Raw genomic sequence first — 21,386 nt, forward strand, 5'->3', positions numbered from 1 at the left:
TCGCGCCTCACACGTCGCTCATACCGGCCCTTCTTTCGTAACGGTGATGAAGTCCGTTCCGGCGCCTGTTTCCATCTGGTGACTAATGTCGGAAACGGTGATCGAGCTGCCGCTTGAAAGCTCCTGTTCGATACGGCTGCGTATCTCTGCGGGTATTTCGAGGCGGCTGAGCACGGCGCTCAATTGATCGAAGCCGCCAGGGGCTTCGGTAACGGTGATTCCGAGCCGCTTGCGGGCTGCCGCCGGCAGGTGGTTTTCGAGCGTCACGCCGTTCCATTCGGCAGTTCCAGCCGCGCGGTCCACGGTAACAGCCTCGAAGAAGTGGGTTCCGAGCGCCACTTCCGGGTCCTTGATGTCGATGGCTGCTTCGAACAGCGGTTTGAAATCCTGCCGCACCATGATCTGGCCGGTCGGCGGATGGTCTTCACCGGCGGAGGCATAAAGCGCCGCCACGAAGGCGTCGGTCAGAAGCGGCCCGGTGGTCTTCAGCCCCTTCCAGCGCTTGAAACCATTGATTGCGCTGATCGTCATCTCTCCGGTGTAACCATCGGCAGAACCAGCATCGAAGCCGAGACGGGTCAGCACGGTTTGAATATCCATCACCTTTTCGCGCTCGCCACGCCGGGTGATGAGAATGCGCAGGGGTGAGGGTTCTCTGGCCTTCGCCGCCGGCTTGAGGGACTGGGTCTTTTCATTGACGGCAACCTCAACCGTGCCCAAGGCTGCATCGAATGTCGCCGGGCGCAACTCCACATCCGAAAGAAGCAGCTTGCCGTCATCGGCATCGTCGCGTGGAACAAACAGCGCCGGGTGCTGTACGAAACGCAACGAGACCGGGCGGTCGGTGATGATGACATGGACGCCAGTGCGCGTGTCGCCGAAAAGTGACTTGGCGAATTTGGAAGGCAGGCGCACGCAGCCATGCGAGGCCGCATAGTTCGGCACCTTGCCTTCGTGCAGCGCGATACCGGACCATGTCAGCCGCTGCATGAAGGGCATGGGTGCAGCCGAATAGATATTCGACTCGTGGTATTTCCGCTTTTCCAGAATGGAGAATATGCCGCTCGGCGTCTCATGACCGGCCTTGCCGGTGGAGACTTTCGAGGTGGCGATGATTTCGCCATTTTCATAAAGCGAGAGCGACTGATCGCTTTTTGATACCAGAATCTGCAGCGCGCGGCTGTCAGCGGCAAGCGCCGGAAAGGCGAGAATGCTGGCCGACAGCATGCCAGCCATAAGACGGAGGCGAAGGGACATGACGCAATACACCACATGCACAAAACTTGCCTCACTCAACCACGCGAAGTTTAATGAAGTTTAAGGACGGCTTATCCCGAACATCACTAATTTGTGTAAAATCTAAAATATATCGGGCACGACGTGACGGGGGCCAGATTGCGCGACCCTTCGCACAACCCAGCGGGCATTATTTGCGTGTTCCGAAAGTATAGCCGGTCTCGACGCTGCCCTTGCCGAACTTGTCGCGCAGCTTGTCCATCGCCGCTTCCGCCGCCGCCCGCCGTCCCGCCTGTCTGTCGACGAGATCGGGAGGGTCGGCGAGGCCCGCATCGCGCAGATCGCTGACGCCAATGCCGATGAGGCGAAATTTGGTGCCGTCGGTTTCTTTCTCCAGCAGCGAGAGGCCGGTGCGGAAAATCCGGTCGGCAAGCTGCGTGGGATCGTCCAGCCTGCGGTTGCGGGTGCGGAGCTTGAAGTCGGCCGTCTTCATCTTCAGCACCACCGTCTGACCGGCAATGCCGCTTTTCTTCAGCCGCCAGGCAACCTTTTCGGATAGAGAGCGCAGGATCGGCACCAGATCCTCATGGCGGGAAATATCGTTGAAAAAGGTGGTTTCGGAAGACACGCTTTTGACGGGGTCGTTATTATGCACGTGCCGCTCGTCAATGCCGCGGGAAAGCCGGAAGAGGCGCTGCCCCATCACGCCATAACGGCGCATCAGCTCGCTTTCCTCCATCTCTTGCAGCTGCGCGATCATGCGGATACCGTCCGCTTCCAGCGTCGCCGCAAAGGCCTTGCCCACGCCCCAGATGGTGGTTACCGGCCGCGCCGCCAGAAAGGACAGCGCTTCCGCTTCACCGATCACTGAAAAGCCGCGCGGTTTTTGCAGGTCGGACGCGACCTTGGCGAGAAATTTGCAATAGGAAAGCCCGGCTGAAACGGTCACGCCCACTTCCTTTTCCACGCGACGGGCGAATTTCGCCAGCACACGGGCCGGTGGATCGTGATGCAGCCTCTCGGTGCCGTAAAGATCGAGAAAGGCCTCGTCTATGGAAATTGGCTGCACGAGCGGCGTCAATTCCTGCATCATCGCCCGGATTTCGCGCCCGACACGGCTGTATTTCTCCATGTCCGGCTTGATGACCACCGCGTCAGGACAGGCTTCCAGCGCCTTGAACATGGGCATTGCGGAGCGCACGCCCTGAATGCGGGCGATATAACAGGCGGTGGAAACGACCCCGCGCTTGCCGCCGCCAATGATGACAGGCTTGTCGGCCAGTTCCGGATTATCCCGTTTTTCAACAGAGGCATAAAAGGCGTCGCAGTCGATATGGGCGATGCTCAGATCGTAGAGTTCGGCGTGATAAACAAGGCGCGGGCTGCCACAGGCGCGGCAACGCCTCAACCCTTCTGGCTGGCCGGCCAGACAGTCGCGGCAAAAACCGGGATCATAAGGGTGCGACGTGGACATGAGCCGAAAACAAAACCAGAACGTCGCCGACCATACTCCGGCCGTGACGACGGCTCAAGGGCCTCGTCCGTCAATACACGCCCGAATCGAGCCCCGGGCCGGAAAAGTGATGCCAGGCGGCCGCCACTGTTTCGGGTGACGTGTCGGTCGCGGCGCAAAATGCCATGAGATCGGGTTCGTGGCTCATAAGAAAATCGGTGAGCCCTGCCAGAAAGCCGGGATCGTTGACGGCCTGGCGCAGCATGTTGGCCTGCAATCCACTCAGCGCCAGAAAACGCGCCAGCATGTCCGGCTCGTTTGCCAGCCAGCCAAGTATGGCGGCCGCCGTTTCTTGCGGATCCTGAGCGGCATTGCCTTTGTTTTTCGTATCGCGCAGCATTTCTTCCCCGAAGTTACCTATTTTGAAACCAAATCCCTCTAGCCTTGCGCAACAAATGGACGATGGAATCGGTTCTCTGACACCCTATATGTCTGGATGAAGGTTTCAAAGCGAAACGGGGACTGCTCACCATGCCCAAGCAGGTCATGATAGTCGAAGATAACGAGCTGAACATGAAGCTCTTTCGCGACCTGATCGAGGCGTCTGGTTATACGACGATCCAGACGCGCAACGGCATGGAAGCGCTCGATCTCGCCCGCAAGCACCGCCCGGACCTCATCCTCATGGATATCCAGCTACCGGAAGTTTCGGGGCTGGAGGTGACGAAATGGCTGAAGGAGGATGACGAGCTGCATGTCATTCCGGTCATCGCGGTCACGGCTTTCGCCATGAAGGGCGACGAGGAACGTATTCGCCAGGGCGGATGCGAGGCCTATGTGTCGAAGCCGATTTCCGTTCCGAAGTTCATCGAAATCATCAAGACTTATCTGGGCGATGCGTGAGGCGACTGGGGAACGGTTATGACGGCGAGAGTTCTGGTTGTTGACGATATCCCGGCCAATGTGAAGCTTCTCGAAGCGCGTCTTGTGGCGGAATATTTCGATGTCGTCACCGCCGAGGATGGCTTCAAGGCGCTGGCCATCTGCGACGAGGAGCAGGTCGATATCATCCTGCTCGATATCATGATGCCGGGCATGGACGGGTTCGAGGTCTGCGAAAGGCTGAAGGCCAATCCGAATACGGCGCATATTCCGGTCGTGATGGTCACCGCACTCGATCAGCCGTCGGATCGCGTGCGCGGCCTCAAAGCCGGCGCCGACGATTTTCTGACCAAACCGGTCAACGACCTGCAGCTGATCGCCCGCGTCAAAAGCCTGGTCCGCCTCAAGGCCGTCAGCGATGAGCTGCGGCTGCGCGCCGAGACCGCACGGCAGATCGGCATCGAGGAGATGCTGCGCAGCGATGGCCTGATGCAGACGCCCGGCCGCGTATTGGTGGCGGACGGCCGCGCCAGCTCGCAGGAACGTATCGTCCGGGCGCTCAAGCCGATTGCAGAGGTCGATGCTGTCACGGAGCCGCAGGCGGCGCTGCTCAAGGCGGCGAGCAATCCCTTCGAACTCGTCATCGTCAATTCCAATTTCGAGGACTACGATCCGCTGCGGCTGTGCTCGCAGCTTCGCTCGCTGGAACGCACCCGTTTCCTGCCGCTGCTTCTGGTGGCGGAGCAGGGGGCGGATGAGATGGTGGCGCGCGCGCTCGATCTCGGCGTGAACGATTATATTCTCCGCCCGATCGATCCGAACGAACTCGTCGCCCGCTCGCTGACGCAGATCAGGCGCAAGCGTTATAACGAGCATCTGCGGCTCAATCTCCAGCACACGATGGAACTTGCCATTGTCGACGGGCTGACTGGCCTCAACAATCGCCGCTACCTCGACAACCACCTGAAGATACTGTTCGACCGCGCCGCCGTTCGCGGCCGTCCGATCTCCATCTGCATGACCGATATAGACCGCTTCAAGCTGGTCAATGATACCTATGGCCATGATGTCGGCGATGAGGTGCTACGGGAGTTTGCGGCACGCATCCGCAGCACGGTGCGCGGTGCGGATCTTGCCTGCCGCTATGGCGGCGAGGAGTTCGTCGTCGTCATGCCCGATACGCCGATAGAGCTTGCGGCAAGTGTCGCCGAGCGCCTGAGGGCGATCGTGGAGGACAAGCCCTTTTATGTCCGTTCCATCGATCGGGAATTGAGCATTACCGCCTCTCTCGGCATAGCCACCAGCAGCGGCGCCTTCGGTGCGCCGGACGAAATCCTGAAACATGCGGACAAGGCGCTTTACGAGGCGAAACACGCCGGCCGCAACCGCGTCGTGGCGGCCGCCGCTTGAACCGGCGGCGGCGGATTAACTAAAAATATTCCGCAATCTCTCCGTCATGTCCCGGCGAAATATTCGCTCGGAAATCGGGCATGGACACCGCCAGACTGCAAGCCATTGACCTTGGATGTATTTTATCGTTTTGCAATGAAAGGGTGCAGCTTAACGATATAAATAGAGTTCAAGTTGAAAAACACGTTGAATTCAATCTCTCCGGCAACTATAGTGTGCCAGCTTTGTATACTTAACCATGTTTCCCAGGTGATATGTCTCTGGCTTAAGAATTTCTTGATTTTTATTTTACTTCTGCGCACACTCACAATCGAGAATAACAGTTCTTCCGGCGGTTTATCCGTCTTGCGATGATGAATGATTGCGGCTTAGCCGTCGCGATTTCGCTCGTCAGGGGCTGGTATTGCGTAGTTTGAATGCCCCATGATGCTCAGGTCCGCCGCATCTCCTGAATCGTGGGGTCGGTCGGCTGACGATGTCCGAATCGGTTCCTCGTGCCGTAATCACATCGTTGGCCGACCGCCTTATTTCCGAAAATTGCCTGCTCTTGGTACACGCGTTGCAGCGTAGCGGCTTGCGCAGTCGTCTTCCTTACGCGACGAGGTCGTGACGCGGCAGGGGCGGATGGCGGTAACCCCCAGCATACCCTCTGAACACATGAACGATTGCAGTGGTGAGTGGTGCGTCAGACCATGTGGTCGGACTCATCGATAACCTGCGTCCACACGTTGCCAATGACTGCACAATTTCCGCGGCGGCAGGAGGCAGGCCCCTTGTTTTCCCGCTGGGAAGCCTCTGGGCGCAAAGGGCTTGTGGCCACTTCTTCTGCTGGGTACAAACAAAAAACGCGCCCATTGGGCGCGCTTTTTGCCGGAGACCCGATCAAGAAATTACTTGATCTTGGTTTCCTTGAATTCAACGTGCTTGCGTACAACCGGGTCATACTTCGTCTTCGTCATCTTGTCCGTGAACGTACGGCTGTTCTTGGTGGTGACGTAGAAGGTACCGGTGTCGGCTGTCGACAGCAGCTTGATCTTGATTGTTGTAGCTTTCGCCATGGTCGTCCTGCCTTTAAACAAAAGAGAAGCCGCAGGCGCTTCTCACCTCGGCTAAATCTGGCGCGAAACTACGTATCGCGCCCGAAAAGTCAAGCCTGTTTTGCCCGGAAAACAAAACGGAACCCATAAAGCACCACGTAAAGCCCGAAAAATACGGCAAGCGCCCAGGCGAAACCATCGGTGCCCGCAACATCCATGGAAATGCCGACGGCCTGTGGTCCTGCAATGGTACCCATGGCGTAACAGAAGATGAAGGCGGCATTGGCGGCCACGAGATCTGCGCCCTTGAGGCGCGAGCCGAGATGGGTGAGGCCGACGGTATACATGCCGGAGACGAGGCCACCCCAGAACAGCAGCAGCGCCGCCACCAGAAGCCAGCTTTCCACCAGAACCGGCAGCGCCAGCGTGCCGCAAACGCCCGCAAAGGCCATGAGGGCGAGCATGGTGCGCCGATCCTTCATCCGGTCGGAAAGCAGGCCGATCGGTATCTGGAAGACCATGTTGCCGATTCCCATGACGGTCAGCAGCAGCGCCGCCTGCGATTCGTTGAAGCCCTCACGGGTGGCGTAGATGGGAAAGAGCGACAGGCCGCCTGCCTGCACCGAACCGAACACGAAAGCCGCGGCCGACGCCATCGGCACCAGCCAGACGTAGCGGACGAAGTGGTGATTGGGCCGCTCGTCCAGCTCCGGGCTCTCGCCGCGCGCCATGAAGATGGGGATAGCGGCCAGAAGGATGATCGCCGCGCCGACGAAGAAGGGCAGGATGCCTTCGCTGCCGACGACGGAAAACAGCAATGGACCAACCGCGAAACCGACCGCAAGGCCGGTCGCGTAAATGCCGAGAACCATGCCGCGTTTTTTCGGCGGCGCGGTCATGTTGATCCAGTATTCGGAGAGAATGAACAGCGTCGTGGTCGCGCCATGGAAGACGATTCGCAGCGGAAACCACATCCAGAAGGCTTCGGCGAAATAAAAGCCGAGTGCGCTCAGCGCCGAAATCAGGACCGCGAGAAGCATGGTTCGCGCCACGCCGAAATCATGGGCGATCTTGCTGGTCACCGAGGCGGCCATCATCGCCGCGACACCCGCCATGGCCGAATTCACCCCGATCATGGTCGAGGAGATGCCGCGCTTCTCAAGGATGATCGACAGGAGCGGCAGGCCGAGACCGATGGCGACACCCACCGCACTGATGGCGGAAATGGCGGCGATCAGTGAGGGCCAGTGAATGGCGTCCGCTTCTTCGCATTTCATTTGTGACATGACGGCCTTTATACAAAGTCTCGAATGAACCGGCCGTGGCGCGTGATATAGAGCCGCGCGGGGCTTTCAAAGGGCAGTGAGGGATCACCTATCATGAGTTTTGTGACATCTTCGAGAACCGTACGTGTGATTTTGGGCATGTTCAGACCGGAAAGGTCTGTCATGTCAAGCCATTGCACGTTGGAGAGCTCGTCGGAATCACGGGTGAGCCTGACATCGAGCCCCAACTCATCGGCATAACAGCAGAAGAATCGCGTGTCGTAGCGCCGCACATTACCGGGTGGGGTGATGGCGCGAGCCACATATCGGAAACGGGAGAGATCAGGACCTTCGGCACCCATTCCGAGGTTCACGCCGGTTTCCTCGAAAAGCTCGCGCGCGGCGGCCAGCGCCAGAGCCCGCGCGCCAGCGGCACTCAGGCGGCGCGCCGCCGAAGCGGTGAGGCTGTTGAGGACGGCAGGGTGCAGATCACCGGAAAAGGGCAACGCATGGTCGCGCGGATCGCGTTTGCCGCCGGGAAAGACATAGGCGCCCGGCATGAAGACGTGGGCGCTGCTGCGCTGGCCCATCAGGACCCTGGGTCCTGAGCCGGAACGGTCGAAGAGGATGATGGAGGCAGCGTCTCGCGGCCGCATGGGAGCGCTCACCGTTTCGGGGTCCCGGGAAAGCTCAGGCACGTGCAAGGTCCTGCTCACGTCAGTGAGACGAGCCGTCTATCTGCACTTTTTGCTGTTTTCGATCAAAACCGTGCATTCGCAGCGCCCATTGCAGGCCGATGACGCCGCCCTTGATCGGTTGCAGCGTCAAAAGTGCGGACAGAATGGTGATCGGCACCCAGATGGCGAAATGCGCCCACATGGGAATGTTGAGGACCATATCCGTCATCATGAAGCCGCCAACGGCGATATGGCCGATGATGACGATGGAGATATAGGGCGGCAGGTCGTCCGAACGGTGATGATGCATTTCTTCGCCGCAGGCCGCGCAGGCGTCCACCGGCTTCAGCCAGGCCCGGAACAGGCGGCCGCTGCCGCAGGCCGGGCAACGATTGGCCATTCCCCGCATGATCGAGCGGCCAAGCGGCCGTTCCGCGCTATCGTCTCCGAAGGTGACCGTTTCCGAGCCCTGATGTGCACTCATCCTTAAGTCCTTCTCCCGTTCGTTCAACCGCCTGCAGCGGTCTTGTTATCGTCGCCTTCTCGGCGGACGTGTTCCAGGCTTGGCGGCAAGACGAGATGTCCGCCGGCCTGCCTTGTGGAACGACCGCGAGCCGACCGGCATCTTGCGCCCCGGGCTCAGCATATCGAAACGCAGCGCACCTGCCAAAGGCACCGCTTCCGCAAGCCGCACCTGAACCGTATCGCCAAGCTGGTAGCCGAGGCCGGTCTTTTCCCCTGTCAGGGCCTGATGGGCCTCATCATAGAGGAAATAATCGGTTCCGAGTGTAGATATAGGAACAAAACCATCAGCACCAAACTGCGGCAGCGCGACAAAAAGTCCCGCCTTGGTGACACCGCCGACGCGGCCCTCGAATTCTTCGCCCACCCGTTCAGACAGATGATGCGCGATGAGGCGGTTGATGGTGTCGCGCTCGGCGGCCATGGCGCGCCGCTCGAAGGTGGAGATTTCGGCGGCGATATCGTCCAGCGTCGCTTCTTCCTGCGGGGTGATGCCGCCTTCGCCGAGCCCCAGAGAGCCCACCAGCGCGCGATGCACGATCAGGTCGGCATAACGGCGGATCGGCGAGGTGAAATGCGCGTATTTCATCAGGTTGAGGCCGAAGTGACCGATATTCTCAGGGCTGTAGATCGCCTGGCTCTGGCTGCGCAGCACCATCTCGTTGACCATGATCTGGTGCGGCGTGTCGAGTGCGCGAGCCAGAATGCCATTGAAGGAATTGGCGCGCATGGCCGCTCCCTTGGCCATGGTAATGCCGATGGTACCAAGGAATTCGCGCAAAACCTCCTGCTTGGAAAGCGTGGGCGCATCGTGGATGCGATAGACCAGCGGCTGCTTTTTCTTTTCCAGCGTCTCGGCGGCGGCGACGTTCGCCTGGATCATCATTTCTTCGATCAGCTTATGCGCATCGAGGCGTTCGGGAATGACGACCTTGTCCACCGTACCATCAGGCCGAAGCAGGATCTTGCGCTCCGGCATGTCGAGTTCCAGCGGCTGGCGGCGGTCACGGCCGCGCTTCATCACCTCATAGGCATGCCACAGCGGCTTCAGGATAGGTTCCAGCAGCGTACCGGTCTTGTCGTCCGGCCTGCCGTCAATGGCTGCCTGTGCCTGTTGGTAGGAAAGCTTCGCCGCGCTCTTCATCATGATGCGGTGGAAGGTGTGGCCCGCCTTGCGGCCTTCCTTCGAAAAGGTCATCCGCACCGCAAGGGCAGGGCGGTCAACGCCTTCCTTCAGCGAGCAGAGATCGTTGGAAATGCGCTCCGGCAACATCGGCACGACGCGATCGGGGAAATAGACGGAATTGCCACGCTTCAGCGCCTCGCGGTCCAGCGGCGAACCGGGCCGCACATACCAGGAGACATCGGCAATGGCGACGGTGACGATGACGCCGTCAGGATTGTCGGGAGACGTGTCGGGCTCGGCATAGACCGCATCGTCATGATCCTTGGCGTCGGCCGGATCGATGGTTATGAGCGGCAGGTCGCGCCAGTCCTCGCGGTGCGACATGCTGGCTGCCTTGGCGGCATCCGCCTCGGCAAGAACGTTCGAGGGGAAGATATGCGGAATGCCGTGGGAATGGATCGCGATCATCGAGATCGCCTTTTCGGAGGCGACAGAGCCGATGACCGACAGAACCTTGGCGCGCGTCAGGCCATAACGACCGCTGTTGCGCGAGGTTTCCACCTCGATCAGATCGCCATCCTTTGCATCGCCGACGCCATCGGGGTCGATGACCATTTCCTCGCCACGCCGGTCGATCGGCATCAGCCGTCCGCCGCCGCCTGCCGTCTCCTTGAATACGCCGAGCAGCGCGTTCTGGCGGCGGTCGATCAGCTTCACGACACGGGCCGTATAGGCCGGGCCGGCGCTTTCCTTGGAGGGGAAGATCTTCGCCAGAATACGATCGCCAAGACCCGCTGCCGGGGCCTTCTTGCCGCGGTCCTGCGATGACTGGCGGATGAGTACGGCGGGTGCCGCGCCCTGATCCTCCGGCCATTCCGCCGGCCGGCCGATCAGTTCGCCGTCCTTGTCACGGGTGGTGATGTCGAGAACCGTCACAGGCGGCAGGCCGCCCGGGCGTGTCAGAGACTTGCGGCTCTTCTGGACCATGCCGTCGGTTTCAAGCTCCTTCAGCAGCGCCTTCAGGACCACGCGGTTTTCACCCTTCAGGCCGAAAGCCTTGGCGATTTCGCGTTTGGAGGCCTGCTGCGGGTGGTCGGCGATGAATTTCAGCAGCACTTCGCGGGAAGGCACCTCGCCATGGATGATGCCTTCACCTTCATTCACACGCTTGCCGCGCCCGGTGCGTCCGAAACCGTCGCTGGCGGAACCCTGTCTCTGACGCGGCGCCTTGCTCACTCTGCTGCCTTCTTGGGTTTGGCCGCTGCCTTCGGCTTGGCGGCCGTTTTGCTCTTTGTTGCCGCCTTGGCCTTGGTCGCCTTCGGCTTCGCCGCGGCGTCACCATCGGCCTTCTTGGCCTTTACAGGCTTGCCGCCGGTGCCGGTCTTGGCAATACGCTCGGCAATCAACACCAACGCCTCGTCCAGCGTCACCGAAGCCGGGTCCTGTCCCTTTGGAATGGTCGCGTTGACCTTGCCCCAGTTCACATAAGCGCCGTAACGCCCGTCACGAACAGTGATCGCGCCGCCATCGGGGTGGTCGCCCAGTTCCTTCAGAGCAGCCGGCGTGCCGCTGCGGCCGCGTCCCGGTCCCTTGCTCTGTTTCTCGGCAATGACGGTTACTGCCCGGTTGAGGCCGATCGCGAACACGTCCTCGATGCTTTCGAGGTTCGCGTAGGAACCGTCATGCAGCAGGAATGGTCCGTAGCGGCCGAGACCGGCCGAGATCATCTTGCCGGTTTCGGGGTGCTTGCCGATATCGCGCGGCAGGTTGATGAGCGCCAGAGCCTTTTCGTGGTCGATATCTTCAGGCTTCCAGCCCTTGGGCAGCGAGGAGCGCTTGGCCTCCTTGCCGTCGCCACGCTGGATATAGGGCCCGAAACGGCCAGAGCGGAGCGTGAGCTCTTCTCCAGTCATCGGATCGGCGCCCAGCGCCTTCGGCTCGTTCGATGCGGCAGCTTCGGCTTCCGAACCGTCCGAGGTCAGCTGGCGTGTATAGTTGCATTCCGGATAGTTGGAGCAACCGACAAAAGCACCATATTTGCCGAGCTTCAGCGAAAGATTGCCGGTGCCGCAAACCTGACAGATGCGCGGATCGGACCCGTCCTCGCGCTTGGGGAAGACCAGCGGCGCCAGAACCTCGTTCAGCGCATCGAGAACGTTGGTGACGCGCAGTTCCTTGGTATCTTCGATCTGGGCGAAGAAATCCTTCCAGAAATCACGCAGAACCTGCTTCCAGTCCAGTTCGCCGGCGGAGATGCGGTCGAGCTTTTCTTCAAGGGCTGCGGTGAAATCGTATTCGACGTACTTGGTGAAGAAGCTTTCGAGGAAAGCCGTCACCAGCCGGCCGCGCGAATGCGGTATCAGCTTGCGTTTGTCGACGACGATATATTCGCGGTCGCTCAGCGTTTTCAGCGTCGCCGCATAGGTGGAAGGACGGCCGATGCCGAGCTCTTCCATCTTCTTGATCAGCGAGGCTTCCGAATAACGCGGCGGCGGTTCGGTGAAATGCTGGCTGGCATTGATCTTCTGCTTGGCGAGGTTTTCGCGTTCGTTGATCGGCGGCAGACGGCCTTCGTCATCACCGTCGTCGCTCTGCTCGCCATCTTCCTTCTGGTCGGTATAGGCGGCGATGAAACCGTCGAAACGGATCACCGAGCCGACGGCACGAAGACCGGCCTTTTCGCCGTTCTTGTCGGCAAGGATTTCCACCGTGGTGCGTTCGATTTCGGCAGAGGCCATCTGGCTCGCAATGCCGCGCTTCCAGATCAGGTCGTAAAGGCGCAGCTGATCGGGATCGAGGTAACGCTTCACCTGATCCGGCGTGCGGTTGAAATCGGTCGGGCGGATCGCTTCGTGCGCTTCCTGGGCGTTCTTGGCCTTGGTGGAATAGAAACGCGCCTTTTCCGGGACGTAACGGTCGCCGAACTGCTCGCCGATGGCAAGGCGGGCGGCATCGATCGCTTCCGGCGCCATCTGCACGCCGTCGGTACGCATATAGGTGATCAGACCGACGGTCTCGCCGCCGATATCGATGCCTTCGTAAAGCTTCTGCGCCACCTGCATGGTGCGCGAGGCGGAAAAGCCCATGCGCGAGGAGGCCGCCTGCTGCAGCGTCGATGTGGTGAAGGGCGGGCCGGGATTGCGCTTGACGGGCTTCGCCTCGACGCTGTCGACCACATAAGTCGCGCCGTCCAGCAGCGTCTTCAGCCGGTTCGCGTCTTCGCCGGTCTTGATCGCGCGGTTCTGCAATCGCTTGCCGTCAGCGGAAACCAGCTTGGCCTCGAACTCGTCACCGCGCGGGGTCTTCAAAAGCGCGCTGATATTCCAGTACTCTTCGGAAACGAAACGCTCGATCTCGGATTCGCGGTCACAGACGAGACGCAGCGCAACGGACTGCACGCGGCCGGCCGAGCGCGCGCCGGGCAGCTTGCGCCACAGCACCGGCGACAGGTTGAAGCCGACGAGATAATCCAGCGCACGGCGGGCGAGATAGGCGTCTACCAGCGGAATGTCGATGTCGCGCGGGTTCGCCATGGCATCCAGCACCGCCTTTTTGGTGATGGCGTTGAAGACCACGCGCTTGACCGGCTTGTCGCCGAGAACGCGCTTCTTCTTCAAAAGATCGAGAACGTGCCAGGAAATGGCTTCACCTTCGCGATCCGGGTCGGTTGCGAGAAAGAGGCCGTCGGAGGATTTTACCGCATCGGCAATATCCTTCATGCGCTTGGCGGAAGCGCTGTCGACTTCCCAGGACATTTCGAAATCCTGGTCGGGCAGCACCGATCCGTCCTTGGCAGGAAGATCCCTCACATGGCCAAAGGATGCAAGAACCTTATAGCCCGGGCCAAGATACTTATTGATCGTCTTGGCTTTGGCAGGAGATTCTACGACGACGACATTCATATTGTTTTTCTCTGGAACTGGTCCGTTAACATGGCCGGATCGCCGCGCGATGCCGCAATTGGCCTTCTTTATATTTCGACATGGACAGGTAATGCGCGCGGGTCAAGAGGCAAGGCCGATTTTATCACTCCAAGGTGATTGCAACCTATGGATAATCTATTGTTGTATTGCAATCTTTGGTAAATTGGTTATGATGGGCAACATCATTTGAATCTACTTAATGCTCTTCGTTTCAGGCGTAATTCTTAGGATAAATATATGGTCCCGAACGCAACAAACAATAATGCCGACAATGAAGGGACCAGAGAGAACTTGGCTTACATTCGCCAGATGCTGGCGGAGCTGCGCCAGGTCGCCAGCCGCGAGGGCGCCGACATGCTGTGTTATCTGATCGAGATGGCTTATGTCGAAGTCGGTGATATCCAGAGCGGACGACGCAAGCTGTCAATCCGCGATGAAGAGCGACACGCGCCCCCCGGCATGCCGGTTTAGACGTCCTGCAATATCAAGCTCCAGCAGCACCAGATGAACGGTGGCAGCGGAGAAACCCGTGTGACGGATGATATCGTCCGTTTCCACGGGCGAGGGACCGAGAGCGGCGGCGATGATGCTGCGCTCGTCGTCCCCTGGTGGTGACATCTCCGTGTCGGATCTCGGTTCCTCGATCTTGCGGTCATAGGGCAGTTGTGGCTCCATCAGCGGTCGCAGCGCCTCGAGAATATCGTTGGCACCCGTGGTCAGCATCGCCCCCTCCTTGATCAGCCGGTTGGTGCCCTCGCAGCGTGCATCAAGTGGGGAGCCGGGCACGGCAAAAACCAGCCGTCCCGCTTCGCCGGCGAGACGCGCCGTGATCAGCGAACCTGAGCGCTCCGCCGCCTCCACGATGACGACGCCGAGCGAGACGCCTGATATCAGCCGGTTGCGACGGGGAAAATCCCGTGCGCGCGGTTCCCAGCCGAAGGGCATTTCACTGATCGTCGCGCCGCCCTGATCGTATATCTCCTGCAACAGCCCGAAATTTTCCTGCGGGTAAGGACGGTCGAGACCGCCAGCCAGCATGGCAACCGTGCCGGTTGCAAGGCTTGCCCGGTGCGCCGCCGCATCGATGCCGCGCGCCAGACCGGAGGCGATCGCATAACCGGCCCGCCCGCAATCGCGCGCCAGCATGGCGGCGAATTTAGCACCGTTGATGGAGGCGTTGCGCGAGCCGACGATGCCGACGCAGGGCCTTGTCGCCGCGTCCGCCGATCCCTTCATGGCGATCAGCGGTGGTGCGCCATCCAGATGTCGCAGGGCAGGCGGGTAATCCGGTTCGCCGATGCCGATGAAACGCGCGCCGAATTTGTCAGCGATTTCGATCTCGCCTTCCGCTTCCGCCTGTGTGGCGATGCGCGGGCTGCGGGAGGAGCCGCCCCGCCGTGAAAGCTCGGGCAGGGCGTCGAGCGCCTTTTCGGCGCTGCCGAAATGATTGATGAGTTCGCGGAAGGTAACGGGACCGATATTGTCGCTGCGGATCAGCCTCAGCCAGGCGACACGCTGCCGCGCGGAAAGCTCTATGCCCTGCCGTGTCGTTTCCTCATGCGGCATGGCATATCCTCAAATGGGTCTCAGCCCTTTTGCCCGATCCTGCTTTCAGTGCCTGCCAGCAGGCGCGTAATATTCTCGCGGTGTTTCCACCAGGAAATAACGCTGAGCAGCGTCACCAGCAGCGCCGTCTTTTCAGGTCCGAGCACCCAGAGGGCCACAGGAATAACCAGCATGGCAAGCAGCGCCGACAGCGAGGAATAACGGGTGATGAAGGCGGTCGCGAGCCAGATCAGGGCAAAGGCCAGCATCATCAGCGGGGCTACGCCCAGGAGCACGCCGATATAGGTGGCCACACCCTTACCGCCCTTGAAGCCGAGCCAAACCGGAAACAGGTGGCCGAGAAAGGCGAAGAAACCGGCGACCAGCGAAGCCTCATAACCCCAGAGCGCATTGGCGACCAGCACGGCCGCCGTGCCCTTCAGCGCGTCAAGCAGCAGGGTAGCCGCCGCAAGTTTCTTGTTGCCGGTGCGCAGCACATTGGTCGCGCCGATATTGCCGGAGCCAATCTTGCGCACGTCGCCCAGCCCCGCCATGCGGGTGAGAATGAGGCCAAAGGGGATGGAACCGAACAGATAGCCAATCAGCGCTGCCAGCGCGAGAAGGGCAGGCGCCGTCTGCCAGTCAGTCAAAGCACTCATTCAAACGTCCCCTCTGTCGCGCCGGCCGCGTGATCTCTGTTGGTGATCTTATGCCAAGGAATGAACGGCTTTGCCAGCCACATAAGTGGCGACCGCGCGGCCGCTGAAACGGGCATCCTCGAACGGCGTGTTCTTGGATTTCGAGACCAGCTGTTCCTTGGCCACAAGCCACGGTTCGTCGAGGTCGATCAGGGTGATATCGGCCTTCGCGCCAGCCTTCAGCGTTCCCGCATCCAGTCCGAAAATCTTGGCCGGGCGGGTGGAGAGCGCATCGATCAACCGTATCAGCGGAACCTCGCCGCTGTGATGCAGGCGCAGCGCCGCCGCCAGCAGGGTTTCAAGCCCGATCGCGCCACTCGCCGCATCCGAAAACGGCAGGCGTTTGGTGTCGACATCCTGCGGGTCGTGCGAGGAGACGATGATATCGATCGTGCCGTCCTTCAGCGCTTCCACCATGGCTTTGCGGTCGTCTTCGGCGCGCAGCGGTGGCGAGAGTTTGAAGAAGGTCCGGTACTCGCCGATATCGTTCTCATTGAGGGTGAGGTGATTGATCGAGATGCCGCAGGTAGCCTTTACGCCCCGCTGCCGCGCAACGCGGATCGCTTCTGCCGATTCCGGAACGGAAATCTTGGCGGCGTGGTAGATCGCCTGCGTCAGTCCGGCAATGCGCAGGTCGCGCTCCAGCGGAATGATCTCGGCTTCCTTCGGAATGCCTGACAGACCGAGCCAGCTTGCGAAAAGCCCCTCGTTCATGTCACCGCCGCCGATATATTTGTCGCGTGTCTCGAGCGCGATGACAGCGCCCAGTTCGCGCGCATAGGTCATGGCGCGGCGCAGCACCAGCGTATCGGAAAGCGCCCTGCGGCCGTTGGTGAAGGCAACTGCACCGGCTTCCTTCAACATGCCGATCTCGGTCATTTCTTCGCCGTTCAGACCCTTGGTCAGGGCTGCTGCGGGATGGACGTTGACGAGCGCCTTGTCGCGCGCCGTCTTTTTCACATATTCGACCAGCGCGATATCGTCGATGACTGGATCGGTGTCGGGCATCATGATGATGCTGGTGACGCCGCCGGCCGCTGCCGCACGCGAGGCGGATTCGATGGTTTCGCGGTGTTCGGCACCGGGTTCTCCGACGAAGACGCGGGCGTCCACCAGGCCGGGAACGGCCAGCAGCCCCTCGCAGTCGCGCACCGTCGCACCCTCAGGTGCGCCCTGATTATGCGCATCCTTGCCGGCTGCGAGAATAGCGCCATCGGAACCGATGACGATGCTGCCGGTCTCGTCGAGATTACGGGAAGGATCGACGATGCGGAGATTGTTGAGAACGGTAACGGCACTCATACGCGCTCACCCTGATTTTGCGAGACAAGCAGGGTTTCCATGACGGCCATGCGAACGGCAACCCCCATTTCCACCTGGCTTTCGATGACGCTCTGCGGACCGTCGGCCACTTCTGAGGCGATTTCCACGCCGCGGTTCATCGGGCCGGGATGCATGACCAGCGCATCCTCTTTCGCCGCTTTCAGCTTCTCGGCATCGAGACCGTAGTAATGGAAATACTCGCGCACCGAAGGCACGAAGGAACCGGACATGCGTTCACGCTGCAGCCGCAGCATCATCACCACGTCGGCATTCTTCAGCCCTTCCTTCATGTCGTGGAAGACTTCCACGCTCATGTCGCGAATGCCTGATGGTAGAAGCGTGGCAGGGGCGACGACGCGCACGCGCGCCCCCATCTGGTTGAGCAGGATGATGTTGGAGCGAGCCACGCGCGAATGCAGCACGTCGCCGCAGATCGCCACCGTGATACCCGAAAGCTCGCCCTTGGCGCGACGGATGGTCAGCGCATCGAGCAGGGCCTGTGTCGGGTGCTCATGCTGGCCGTCGCCGGCATTGACCACGGAGCAGGCGACCTTCTGTGCGAGAAGAGCGGCGGCGCCGGCGGAGGAGTGGCGCACGACCAGCACATCCGGGCGCATGGCGTTCAGCGTCATCGCCGTGTCGATCAGCGTTTCGCCCTTCTTCACCGAGGAATTGCCGACTGACATGTTCATCACGTCTGCGCCGAGACGTTTTCCGGCAAGCTCGAAGGAGGATTGCGTGCGCGTCGAGGCTTCGAAGAACAGATTGATCTGGGTGAGGCCCCGGAGCGTCGAGGTCTTTTTCTCGCGCTGGCGGCTGATTTTCACCGCCTCATCGGCCTTGTCGAGAAGCAGGGTGATATCCTGATGGGAAAGCCCCTTGATGCCGAGGAGATGGCGATGGGGGAAGAAGACCATGCGGTTTGCCTCCTGACGGGCGCCGCATTTTCCCGTGAAAATGCCCGGAACGCCCGAATGCTGATCCGTGCGCTCCCATTCGCTGTGAACACGCCTCAGGAGTGCCGCGGAATTCGGTCCTGCGCTCTATAGAGATTGCACGGTCGCGGGGCAAGCGCCCGCAACCCCTGAAATGAAAACATGGCGATGTTTCCCCAACCCTAGCGGACAAGTGGCCTGACGATGGTCCGAGCATGCGTCAGATGACGCCATGCTCCTTCAAAAGGGCCTGCTCGTCGCCTGACGCCCAGCCGAAAACTCTCGGCGCTCCTTCCAGCCTCTGGACGAAATAGTGAACGTCGAAGTTGATTGCGACATCCGATTGTTGCTTGCGGGTAAAGTTCGCTGTCCAGGCAACGTGGGCGACGCAATGATGTTCATCGATCGGCGAGATACGGATATTGCGGATCCGAATCTCCTTCGTTCCGATCGCTCGATAGCGGTCATAACCCTTCTTCATGACCTGCTTTAAGTGATCATCGTTCTTTCCGGTCATCACCCCGGCTGGGGATGCGGCGATGAAGTCGGAGGCATAGAGGGAGGCGACCTCCTCCATATCCATGTCGCCTTTGAGAGACTTGTTGAAAAATCGCTCATACCGCTCGAAGAGCTTTCTCACGCTGGCCTCCATGGTTTCCTCTCCCTGTGTAGCCGTTCAGCAAGTCGCCAACCGAAAAAGCCCGTCGCAAGTTCCATATCAGGCGGCGGCCTATGCAGAATCCCTGACGATGGTGCTTCGAACGGGATCGGATGCCTGCCGCAAGCGGAGCGGATTGACCGTGCGGAACCCGACATTTGGTCCGGGTTGGGAAGTTTCGCCGCTTGCTTTATATCAAGGCGCCGCCCTGCGGCATTGGGCAGTTTCGGGTGGAATTCTCCGGCCAGATCCGGCCTTTGACGCAGTTGACTGGAATTATCGCAATGCATTCCTATTCTGTTTTCGCCCTGGCCGTACTGGCCCTGCTTTTGACGCCTGGCCCGACGAACACGCTTCTGGCGCTTTCCGGTGCCGGCCGTGGTGTCCGAGCGTCGCTGCCTTTGATGATCGGTGAAATCGCCGGCTATCTGCTGGTCATCCTTGCGCTTGCTGTGCTGTTTTCCGATTTTCTGAAGATGCATACGGGCCTTGCGCAGGCCATCAAGCTCTGTGCCGCCATTTGGGTCGCATTTCTGGCCGTTCGGCTGTGGACCCTGCCGTCTTCGGCGCCAATCGGCGAGGCGATCACTCCTCGTCGGGTTTTCGTCACCACCTGTCTCAACCCGAAGGGGCTGATCGTCGGCCTTGTCTTGTTGCCACAGGCGCCGCTGACCCAGATATGGCCATATATCCTGCTGTTTTCTGCTCTCGTGGCTTTCGCGGCGCTTGTGTGGCTGTTTGCAGGGGCGCTTCTCATCCGCCATGCGGGCCAGTCTTCGCCGCGGCTCGTGCGCGGCACCGCCTCGGGCTTCCTTCTGGTGCTGTCGCTCGGTCTTGCCGGAAACGTGTTTGGCATTCTCTAGGCCGGATACCTAAATCAGGGGCACTCCCGAAAAATGCTGAAAGCGGCGGTTTAATCGTCTCAATCGCTTCCTGCGGGTGGAATTATGCAATATCACCCCACTATGCAACGCCAGTACAAAACAGCTAGAAGCAGCGGATGACCCAGAATTCCCGGACAGAAGAAACGCTCGCCGAACTGAACCAGCCAAGCCTCTGGTCCGGTATCAACGCCTATCGTTCCGATCCGCTGATCGTCGATCTCACGTCCGGCCTGTCGCGCAATCTGAGGGACGAGTTCGACCAGCTCGGCCGCTACGTCACTTCGCATGAGGCGCAGGAGCTGGCGCGCATGGCCAATCAGGGCGTGCCGCAGCTGCACACCCACGGCCCGCGCGGCGAACGTCTGGATCAGGTGGAGTTCCATCCCGCCTGGCACGCGCTGATGCGTCGTTCCATGTCATCGGGCCTGCATTCCAGCGTCTGGGAGAACTCTCCCGATACGCGCGGCAATGAACACAAGGCGCGCGCCACGAAATTCTACCTGACCTCGCAGCTCGAGGCTGGCCATCTCTGCCCGCTCACCATGACCAGCGCCTCCGTTGCCGCCATCATGGCCTCGCCGCGCGTGCAGAAGGAATGGGCGCCGAAGATCCTGTCGCGCAAATATGATTCCTCGCAGAAACCGGGCCTGCAGAAAACCGCCGTCACCATCGGCATGGGCATGACGGAAAAGCAGGGCGGCACGGATGTGCGCGCCAATCGCACCACGGCGGAGCGGGTGGGTGAGGGCATCTATCGTCTGTCCGGCCATAAATGGTTCCTCTCTGCGCCGATGAGCGATGGTTTCGTCATGCTCGCCCAGATGGGCGACGGCATGGGCTGCTTCCTTGTGCCGCGTTATCTGGAGGATGGTTCGAAGAACGGCCTGCACTTCCAGCGCCTGAAGGACAAGCTCGGCAACCGCTCCAATGCATCAGCCGAAGTCGAATTCACCGATGCGTTCGGTTATCTGCTGGGCGATCCCGGCAGCGGCATCCGCACGATCCTCGACATGGTGACGCTGACGCGGCTGGACTGCGCGCTGGCATCATCAGGCATGATGCGCGCCTCGCTTGCCGAAGCGGTGCATTACGCCCGCGGTCGTTCGGTTTTTGGCAAGATGCTGGTTACCCAGCCGATCATGACGCGCGTTCTCGCCGACATGGCGCTGGATGTGGCGGCCTCCACTGCGCTCTCCTTCCGGCTGGCGACGGCGTTTGATGCCGCCCGCAACAATCCGGCCGAAGCCGCCTATGCGCGGGTGATGACGCCCATCGTGAAATACTGGTGCTGCAAGATCGCGCCGGCCCTCATCTACGAGGCCATGGAGTGCCTTGGCGGCAATGGTTACGTTGAAGAGCGGCCGATTGCCCGCCACTATCGCGAAGCGCCCGTCAACGCCATCTGGGAAGGCTCCGGCAACGTCATGGCGCTGGATGTGCTGCGGGTTCTCCAGCGCGGCAAGGACCTGTTCGATCTCGTCTTCCAGACGCTGGAGCGTGATCTCGGACCTGCCGGCAAGAAGACCACCGACGTGCTGCGCGCCGCGATCGCCCTTGCCGAACGTGACGAGGGGGCGGCCCGTCTATTGGTGGAGCAGTTTGCACTCGCGGCCGCTGCCGCCGAGCTTTGCCGCCTTGGCGCCGGCAAGATCGCCGATGCCTTCCTCGAAACCCGTCTGGCGGGCGGCTGGCGGCATACTTACGGCATGCTCGATTCCCGCTTCGATCCGAATTATATAATCGATCTTCTTTATCCGCCTGCATCTTGACCGATGCATGCGGATGAAGGTTTTGCAGTCCTGGCGGGAGGGG

Annotated in this window: 19 protein-coding genes; 5 read left to right on the forward strand and 14 right to left on the reverse strand. The window is 60.5% G+C overall.

What is annotated here, in order from left to right:
• Positions 1-18 precede the first annotated feature (18 nt).
• The 3 genes from AC5I5B_RS06655 to AC5I5B_RS06665 all read right to left on the reverse strand — a co-directional run bounded on the left by AC5I5B_RS06655 (position 19) and on the right by AC5I5B_RS06665 (position 3,089).
• Positions 19-1,257: a L,D-transpeptidase family protein gene (locus AC5I5B_RS06655; protein WP_111834311.1), complete on the reverse strand. Its 1,239-nt coding sequence runs from the start codon at positions 1,255-1,257 to the stop codon at positions 19-21.
• Between the two features lie 169 nt (positions 1,258-1,426).
• Entirely contained in the window at positions 1,427-2,710 is a 1,284-nt protein-coding gene (locus tag AC5I5B_RS06660) for a DNA polymerase IV (RefSeq protein ID WP_111834312.1), read from the reverse strand.
• 70 nt (positions 2,711-2,780) lie between these two features.
• Positions 2,781-3,089 carry a DUF3572 domain-containing protein gene (locus tag AC5I5B_RS06665; protein ID WP_111784503.1) on the reverse strand — a complete coding sequence of 103 codons (309 nt, stop codon included), beginning with the start codon at positions 3,087-3,089 and terminating at the stop codon, positions 2,781-2,783.
• Between the two features lie 131 nt (positions 3,090-3,220).
• Here AC5I5B_RS06665 and AC5I5B_RS06670 point away from each other — a divergent pair, with 131 nt between their 5' ends.
• On the forward strand, positions 3,221-3,592 hold the full coding sequence (locus AC5I5B_RS06670; RefSeq protein WP_003496409.1) for a response regulator: 372 nt from the start codon (positions 3,221-3,223) through the stop codon (positions 3,590-3,592).
• 18 nt (positions 3,593-3,610) lie between these two features.
• Positions 3,611-4,981, forward strand: coding sequence for a PleD family two-component system response regulator (locus tag AC5I5B_RS06675; RefSeq protein ID WP_020810760.1), 1,371 nt, complete (start codon positions 3,611-3,613; stop codon positions 4,979-4,981).
• Between the two features lie 890 nt (positions 4,982-5,871).
• On the opposite strand, the gene rpmG is transcribed toward AC5I5B_RS06675, so the two are convergent.
• The 6 genes from rpmG to topA form a co-directional block, all read right to left on the reverse strand.
• Entirely contained in the window at positions 5,872-6,039 is a 168-nt protein-coding gene (rpmG, locus tag AC5I5B_RS06680) for a 50S ribosomal protein L33 (RefSeq protein WP_003496403.1), read from the reverse strand.
• Between the two features lie 89 nt (positions 6,040-6,128).
• Positions 6,129-7,295, reverse strand: a complete 1,167-nt coding sequence (locus AC5I5B_RS06685; RefSeq protein ID WP_162695539.1) for an MFS transporter — start codon at positions 7,293-7,295, stop codon at positions 6,129-6,131.
• Between the two features lie 17 nt (positions 7,296-7,312).
• Entirely contained in the window at positions 7,313-7,939 is a 627-nt protein-coding gene (locus AC5I5B_RS06690; protein ID WP_003502427.1) for an NUDIX hydrolase, read from the reverse strand.
• A gap of 61 nt (positions 7,940-8,000) precedes the next feature.
• Complete coding sequence (locus AC5I5B_RS06695; RefSeq protein WP_003502429.1) at positions 8,001-8,444, reverse strand: DUF983 domain-containing protein; 444 nt, start codon at positions 8,442-8,444, stop codon at positions 8,001-8,003.
• A gap of 45 nt (positions 8,445-8,489) precedes the next feature.
• The gene (rnr, locus tag AC5I5B_RS06700) at positions 8,490-10,844 is read right to left on the reverse strand and encodes a ribonuclease R (protein ID WP_111780855.1); all 2,355 of its coding nucleotides are present in this window, start codon (positions 10,842-10,844) and stop codon (positions 8,490-8,492) included.
• Complete coding sequence (gene topA / locus AC5I5B_RS06705; protein WP_111834314.1) at positions 10,841-13,510, reverse strand: type I DNA topoisomerase; 2,670 nt, start codon at positions 13,508-13,510, stop codon at positions 10,841-10,843. Before topA ends, rnr begins: the two co-directional genes overlap by 4 nt.
• Before the next feature lie 258 nt (positions 13,511-13,768).
• Between topA and AC5I5B_RS06710 the strand changes: the two genes are divergently transcribed.
• Entirely contained in the window at positions 13,769-14,002 is a 234-nt protein-coding gene (locus AC5I5B_RS06710; RefSeq protein ID WP_020012349.1) for a hypothetical protein, read from the forward strand.
• Here the strand turns inward: AC5I5B_RS06710 and dprA are convergent.
• From dprA to AC5I5B_RS06735, 5 genes are all read right to left on the reverse strand, one after another.
• Positions 13,955-15,097 (reverse strand): DNA-processing protein DprA, encoded by a 1,143-nt coding sequence (gene dprA / locus AC5I5B_RS06715; RefSeq protein ID WP_111834315.1) that lies wholly within the window; start codon positions 15,095-15,097, stop codon positions 13,955-13,957. The genes AC5I5B_RS06710 and dprA overlap by 48 nt on opposite strands.
• A gap of 20 nt (positions 15,098-15,117) precedes the next feature.
• The gene (gene plsY / locus AC5I5B_RS06720) at positions 15,118-15,735 is read right to left on the reverse strand and encodes a glycerol-3-phosphate 1-O-acyltransferase PlsY (RefSeq protein ID WP_162686132.1); all 618 of its coding nucleotides are present in this window, start codon (positions 15,733-15,735) and stop codon (positions 15,118-15,120) included.
• 48 nt (positions 15,736-15,783) lie between these two features.
• The gene (locus AC5I5B_RS06725) at positions 15,784-17,076 is read right to left on the reverse strand and encodes a dihydroorotase (RefSeq protein WP_111834316.1); all 1,293 of its coding nucleotides are present in this window, start codon (positions 17,074-17,076) and stop codon (positions 15,784-15,786) included.
• Positions 17,073-18,014 (reverse strand): aspartate carbamoyltransferase catalytic subunit, encoded by a 942-nt coding sequence (locus tag AC5I5B_RS06730; RefSeq protein WP_003502441.1) that lies wholly within the window; start codon positions 18,012-18,014, stop codon positions 17,073-17,075. The genes AC5I5B_RS06725 and AC5I5B_RS06730 overlap by 4 nt, the downstream gene beginning before the upstream one ends.
• 238 nt (positions 18,015-18,252) lie before the next feature.
• Positions 18,253-18,684: a DUF6841 family protein gene (locus AC5I5B_RS06735; RefSeq protein ID WP_111834317.1), complete on the reverse strand. Its 432-nt coding sequence runs from the start codon at positions 18,682-18,684 to the stop codon at positions 18,253-18,255.
• 290 nt (positions 18,685-18,974) lie between these two features.
• On the opposite strand from AC5I5B_RS06735, the gene AC5I5B_RS06740 reads away from it, so the two are divergent.
• Entirely contained in the window at positions 18,975-19,553 is a 579-nt protein-coding gene (locus AC5I5B_RS06740; protein WP_035212507.1) for a LysE family translocator, read from the forward strand.
• A gap of 137 nt (positions 19,554-19,690) precedes the next feature.
• Positions 19,691-21,343 (forward strand): acyl-CoA dehydrogenase family protein, encoded by a 1,653-nt coding sequence (locus AC5I5B_RS06745; protein ID WP_003502448.1) that lies wholly within the window; start codon positions 19,691-19,693, stop codon positions 21,341-21,343.
• Positions 21,344-21,386 lie beyond the last annotated feature (43 nt).

Source organism: Agrobacterium sp. (assembly GCF_059499945.1).

Coding starts and splice junctions, on each gene's coding strand:
- AC5I5B_RS06655 (WP_111834311.1), bottom strand. CDS start 1,257: ATGTCCCTTCGCCTCCGTCTTATGGCTGGCATGCTGTCGGCCAGCATT.
- plsY (WP_162686132.1), bottom strand. CDS start 15,735: ATGAGTGCTTTGACTGACTGGCAGACGGCGCCTGCCCTTCTCGCGCTG.
- AC5I5B_RS06740 (WP_035212507.1), top strand. CDS start 18,975: ATGCATTCCTATTCTGTTTTCGCCCTGGCCGTACTGGCCCTGCTTTTG.
- AC5I5B_RS06670 (WP_003496409.1), top strand. CDS start 3,221: ATGCCCAAGCAGGTCATGATAGTCGAAGATAACGAGCTGAACATGAAG.
- AC5I5B_RS06725 (WP_111834316.1), bottom strand. CDS start 17,076: ATGAGTGCCGTTACCGTTCTCAACAATCTCCGCATCGTCGATCCTTCC.
- AC5I5B_RS06745 (WP_003502448.1), top strand. CDS start 19,691: ATGACCCAGAATTCCCGGACAGAAGAAACGCTCGCCGAACTGAACCAG.
- AC5I5B_RS06695 (WP_003502429.1), bottom strand. CDS start 8,444: ATGAGTGCACATCAGGGCTCGGAAACGGTCACCTTCGGAGACGATAGC.
- AC5I5B_RS06685 (WP_162695539.1), bottom strand. CDS start 7,295: ATGAAATGCGAAGAAGCGGACGCCATTCACTGGCCCTCACTGATCGCC.
- AC5I5B_RS06675 (WP_020810760.1), top strand. CDS start 3,611: ATGACGGCGAGAGTTCTGGTTGTTGACGATATCCCGGCCAATGTGAAG.
- AC5I5B_RS06730 (WP_003502441.1), bottom strand. CDS start 18,014: ATGGTCTTCTTCCCCCATCGCCATCTCCTCGGCATCAAGGGGCTTTCC.
- topA (WP_111834314.1), bottom strand. CDS start 13,510: ATGAATGTCGTCGTCGTAGAATCTCCTGCCAAAGCCAAGACGATCAAT.
- AC5I5B_RS06735 (WP_111834317.1), bottom strand. CDS start 18,684: ATGGAGGCCAGCGTGAGAAAGCTCTTCGAGCGGTATGAGCGATTTTTC.
- AC5I5B_RS06665 (WP_111784503.1), bottom strand. CDS start 3,089: ATGCTGCGCGATACGAAAAACAAAGGCAATGCCGCTCAGGATCCGCAA.
- AC5I5B_RS06690 (WP_003502427.1), bottom strand. CDS start 7,939: ATGCGGCCGCGAGACGCTGCCTCCATCATCCTCTTCGACCGTTCCGGC.
- AC5I5B_RS06660 (WP_111834312.1), bottom strand. CDS start 2,710: ATGTCCACGTCGCACCCTTATGATCCCGGTTTTTGCCGCGACTGTCTG.
- dprA (WP_111834315.1), bottom strand. CDS start 15,097: ATGCCGCATGAGGAAACGACACGGCAGGGCATAGAGCTTTCCGCGCGG.
- rpmG (WP_003496403.1), bottom strand. CDS start 6,039: ATGGCGAAAGCTACAACAATCAAGATCAAGCTGCTGTCGACAGCCGAC.
- AC5I5B_RS06710 (WP_020012349.1), top strand. CDS start 13,769: ATGGTCCCGAACGCAACAAACAATAATGCCGACAATGAAGGGACCAGA.